At 58.0% G+C, this 4,681-nt stretch carries 5 protein-coding genes; 2 read left to right on the top strand and 3 right to left on the bottom strand.

Annotation, left to right across the window (positions count from 1 at the left end):
• A partial coding sequence (locus tag YU1_RS0125365; RefSeq protein ID WP_425339178.1) for a lysozyme occupies positions 1-262 on the bottom strand: 262 nt, incomplete at its 3' end.
• 272 nt (positions 263-534) lie between these two features.
• Here YU1_RS0125365 and YU1_RS33775 point away from each other — a divergent pair.
• Together YU1_RS33775 and YU1_RS33770 are read left to right on the top strand one after the other, a co-directional pair.
• Entirely contained in the window at positions 535-1,317 is a 783-nt protein-coding gene (locus YU1_RS33775) for a hypothetical protein (RefSeq protein WP_156922469.1), read from the top strand.
• A gap of 416 nt (positions 1,318-1,733) precedes the next feature.
• Positions 1,734-2,801, top strand: coding sequence for a hypothetical protein (locus YU1_RS33770; RefSeq protein WP_156922467.1), 1,068 nt, complete (start codon positions 1,734-1,736; stop codon positions 2,799-2,801).
• 150 nt (positions 2,802-2,951) lie between these two features.
• On the opposite strand, the gene YU1_RS0125355 is transcribed toward YU1_RS33770, so the two are convergent.
• Positions 2,952-4,172: an IS256 family transposase gene (locus tag YU1_RS0125355; protein ID WP_029006438.1), complete on the bottom strand. Its 1,221-nt coding sequence runs from the start codon at positions 4,170-4,172 to the stop codon at positions 2,952-2,954.
• Positions 4,173-4,279: 107 nt separating this feature from the next.
• Positions 4,280-4,681 (bottom strand): hypothetical protein (locus YU1_RS31260; RefSeq protein ID WP_051357354.1); only part of this gene is annotated, 402 nt, incomplete at its 5' end.

Raw genomic sequence — 4,681 nt, 5'->3', positions numbered from 1 at the left:
CGTCCTTGAGGATGGTCGAGACGCTGGTCTCGAACGTCGTCAGATCCTGCGCCAGCGCGGTGTCGCACTCGGCCTGGCTCCAGACCTCTCCGGCCTTGAAGGCGCGCCCGTGGTCGTTGGTGTGGCCCCAGGCGATGGTGAGAACACCCGCCGGGCAGATGTAGGTGGTGAAAAAGCCCTTGCGGCCGGAGATCGGTTTCAGGCAGCTTTCAAAGGCTTTGACGAGATCGGTTCCGTCTCGCGAAATGGTCTGGGCTGACACCCGCCGCTCCCCCAAAAGGACGGCGTTCCGGGCCAGCCCCGAAACGCGCTGGGGCGATCATGGGGAGGATGGGGGAAGGTTGGACGGGTGACGGGTGTCGCGTTGCCTCTGATACGTGTGGGGGCTTTGAGATATCGAAAATCTTGTTAACGCATCCAATCAGACCAGCCTCGCTGGCAATTCGAGGCTCGCAGCGGCAAACGGAATTCATCTACAGAGGATAGTTTTTTAAGGTGCTTGCTGAGCGGGCAGCGTTATTTGTGGAGGGTCAAGTGGCAGCCACTGTAGAGACGGCAAAGATTCGAGACGGCAGGGTCGCTTGCTGGTCGATTATGACGGGTATGAAAGTCAACAAATACATCGAACTGGTCGAAGCCGCGTATAACAAACGTGGAGGCCTCAAAGATCAGCGCGAGCCACTAAAAACAACTACGGGGCGCCGCATCCGCGGACGCATGATTGAGGATATAAAGCGTGGGGCTGTCCTGCCACCAGTCGTAATCGGCGTAGTGATTGCGGATGAGCTCGATTCTATCGCGACCTTGTCGCCGGACGAAATCATTGGTCGAGTGACCAGTGAGTGGCTTGCCTCCATTTCTATCATTGACGGAATGCAGCGGACGACGGCTCTCATGGACGCGGTCGAGTCTGATCCTAAGGTTGGTGAGCAGACCGTGCGGGTGGAGTGTTGGCTCGCCGAAACTACCGACAGTTTGATTTACCGCATGTTAGTGTTGAATACAGGGCAGGTTCCATGGAACATAAAGCGTCAGCTATTGGTTATATACGCACCGCTCATCGAAGAAATGAAGTCGAAAATAAACTTCGAACGACTTCTTAATATTGAGAAAGCTGAGAGACGTTACAAAGGTGGAGAGTTTAGTGCTGACAGTCTAGTTGAATCTTATTTGGCATTCGGCATTCGGAGAACTGAAATCGATACACAAGAGGCGCTAGCCGATGAGTTTTCTAGACTAGATATCGCTGAAGCGATCGCCTCAAAAAAAATACGACCGCTTTTTCTACCCGATCGTTCAGATTCTCGTAGATATTGACAAGGCCTTCTCGCGACTTGAGGCGCCTGAGAATGATGGCGCCGATGAGACTGCGACTTCGAAGTTCACCATCGGTCGAAACATCTTCGACAGCCAGCCCGCTCGCATCGGATTCGTTGTAGCCTGCGCGCTCGCTGTGCTCGGCCGCTTGGGTATGGATAAGTCAGAGACCGAAAGCGAATCCGCGCTCGCTCAGTTGAAGGCCGACACGGAAGGCCTCGTGCAGAGGTTGAAGGGGATGTCACCGGAAGACCTCACCGACTTCCTGTCCCTCGACATTTTGCGGGAAAGGCTGGGTGGCCAGAAACGGTCCGCCGTTGGTCGTCACGAGCGCGCCTTTTTCGAGACCGCGTTTAAAGTTCTGATCGAGGAGAAATTTGCGGTCCCGTCCATGGGGGGGTGCTGGAGAGCTTAATGTGGCACGTAATCGCATCGAAATGAGCAACGCCCTCTTCGGTCGGCTAACGGAACGTGCCCAGCAACTCAGCGATCCGGTAACAAATCCAGATGCCGGACGATGGCTCAAAGCCAAAGACTCGACGGATTTGGCTTTGATGGCAGCGGCCACCGTAGCAACTCGGATCGTGACACGTCAAATTCGTCTGGTCCGCATTGAACACGACCATGCGCTCTACTTTTGCACCTTCGGCTTGCCGGAAGTTGACGGGCTGCCTCCTGGCCTGGAAACGGTAGACGCAACACCAGGACTTTTCGCTCTAGCGGTACTAGACGCCGAGATTCGACCGCTGCCAAGTGTTACTGCAGCGGAAATCAAGCAAGTTATGGACGATCAATTTAAAGACAGCGGGGCCGGATATGAAGGGCATGATCTGGATGAGATTGAACCTCTATTTCCGCAGCCCTGTATATATCGCGTCACACAGGAAGAGGGCTATCACGCGCTGACAGATCGGGTGCTTGGATCGATACTTGTTCGTACCTATTTTGACGGTCCAATTTCGCTTGAACCTGAAACGGTCGACATCCTCACGCGCGTATTCGAGGTAGACTCTCCACTAATTCCTTTTAGAAATATTGTTCAGGGTATTTTATCTATATCGTGGGAAAATTTATTTCTTGAGACATATAGATGCATCGAACAACTCTATGGTATGAAGCGCTATGGAATGTTAAAAACGCATCTAAACTATGCGAATTCACCACGAGAGCTTGCGAAGATTATCGATGAACAGCTATCCTGGCGACCGAAGGAATCTGAAGCCTTCGTGGCGCTAGCAGCGCTTTGCGACGAAACTCTCGTTTCAACCGTTTGCACAGGTTTAGCCGTCCAGGCGGACACACATGACAAGCGGTGCTCCAAAATGGCAGAGGCGTTATACGACCTGCGCAACACCATCGTGCATTATCGCCCCGCGAATCAAGTAATTTATAAAACAGACGCAGACTGGAACGTCATCGTTCGAGGGGTGCTTGATATGGTTGCCCATCTCTACAACGAACATGGGGGAGAATTCTTTGGTTGATCGAGCTGATAGCAAATGGGATATTTAACGGATGCCTGGGCGCGCCACGCTTGCAGCGAGAAGGCTTTGGCTTATTGGTTCAGCCAAAGCCGCTCTCCGTCCCGAAAGGGACTGTCAGGAATTTCGTGTGCGGGGCGGCGGTGTTGAACATCAGGCCGCCATGGCCCTTGTGAAGCGCTCGCCGAAGATGACGGCGAATTGGGCCTTGGCCATGACCCATTCACGAGGCCCCATCTTCCACTCCTTCTCCGAGCGGTTCAAGACGAGGAAGAGCAGCTTCATTGCGGCCTCGTCGGTCGGGAAGTGGCCCCTGGCGCGCACGGCGCGACGCAGCTTGGCGTTCAACGCCTCTATCGCATTCGTCGTGTAGAGAATGCGGCGGACATCGGCCGGGAAGGCATAGAACGGAACGACCTCGCCCCAGGCCCGTCGCCAGCTCTGGCCGATCGCCGGATAGCGGCGGCCCCACAGGCTGTCCTCGAAGGCCCCGAGCGCGACCTCGCCGGCAGCGGCGTCCACGGCGCGATAAATGCCCTTCAGCGCGGCCGCGACGGCCTTGCGGTCCTTGTAGGAGACGAAGTCCAGGCTGTGACGCAGCAGATGGACGATGCAGGTCTGGACTGTCGCTTCGGGAAACACGGCGCGGATCGCATCCGGGAAGCCCTTCAGGCCATCGACGACGGCCAGCAGGATATCCTCGACGCCGCGGTTCCTGAGCTCGTTCATGACCCGGAGCCAGAACTTGGCGCCCTCGTTCTGCTCCAGCCAGAAGCCCAGGATCTCCTTGGCCCCATCGGCGCGCACGCCGAGCGCGATATGGACGGCCTTGTTGCGCACGATGCCCTCGTCGCGGACCTTGACGCGCAGGGCATCGAAGAACACCAGGGGATAGACCGGCTCGAGCGGGCGCGCCTGCCAGGTGGCAATCTCCTCCAGCACGGCATCCGTGACGGCGCTCACGAGATCGGGCGAGACCTCGATGCCGTAGAGCTCGCGCAGATGCCCGACGATCTCGCGGGCGCTCATGCCGCGGGCATACATCGACACGATCTTGTCGTCGAAACCGGGGAAGCGCCGCTGGTACTTGGCGATGAGCTGCGGATCGAACGTCGCCTGCCGGTCGCGCGGGATGTCCAGCTCGATCCGGCCAGTCTCGGTCGTCACCGTCTTGCGGCCATAGCCGTTGCGGCTGTTGCCGGCCTCGTCGCCGGCCAGATGATGATCCATCTCGGCGTTCAGCGCCCGCTCGGCCAAAGCCTTCTTCAGATCGTCGAACAGGCCATTGGCGTCAAAGGCCGTTTTGGGATCCGCCCCAGCCAGAAGTTGGTCCAGAAGTGCGTCAGGAATGCGCGGTGACTTGCGTCGTGCCATCGGAAACCTCCATCAGGTCCACTATGGCCGCCCCGCACACGAAATTCCTGACAGTCCCTCCCGAAATGGCTCAAGGTGGCCCACTTGAAATCCAATAGCTCGCTTAACTAGAACAAGCGCGCTTGCTCGTCCTCCTCATCGTTCTTCACACGCGCCCGCATCCTCTGTGCGGTCCGCCGATGTAGCCCGGCGTAACCCGCCGCCTCGTCGATGGATGCTCCCCGCGCAAGCGCACTGGCCAACCTCATCCGCGCAGCAGCCAGCGTCCCCGCCGGCCCCATCGGCACGGTGATCGTCTCGCCGCCATACATGGCGCACAGTACGTCCGCCCCCTCCCGCCCCAGCAGTGCCACCAGTCGGTGCTCATCGCCCGCCCGCTTGGGGATGGAGAGCCGCCGCCCGCCATGCTCTGAGGCAAAGGCCAACACCCGCGCCAGGCCAGCGGCCGGCAGCAGCGCGGACAGAAGGTGCGGCAGAGGCGGAACCTCGCTCATGCCCGCCCCGCCTTC

The sequence above is a fragment of the Azorhizobium doebereinerae UFLA1-100 genome (assembly GCF_000473085.1).
GTDB lineage: Bacteria > Pseudomonadota > Alphaproteobacteria > Rhizobiales > Xanthobacteraceae > Azorhizobium > Azorhizobium doebereinerae.
This window is presented reverse-complemented; position numbering and strand designations above follow the sequence as displayed.

What these genes read in the sequence shown, in the direction of transcription:
- YU1_RS0125355 (WP_029006438.1), bottom strand. Translation starts at nt 4,172, where the DNA reads ATGGCACGACGCAAGTCACCGCGCATTCCTGACGCACTTCTGGACCAA.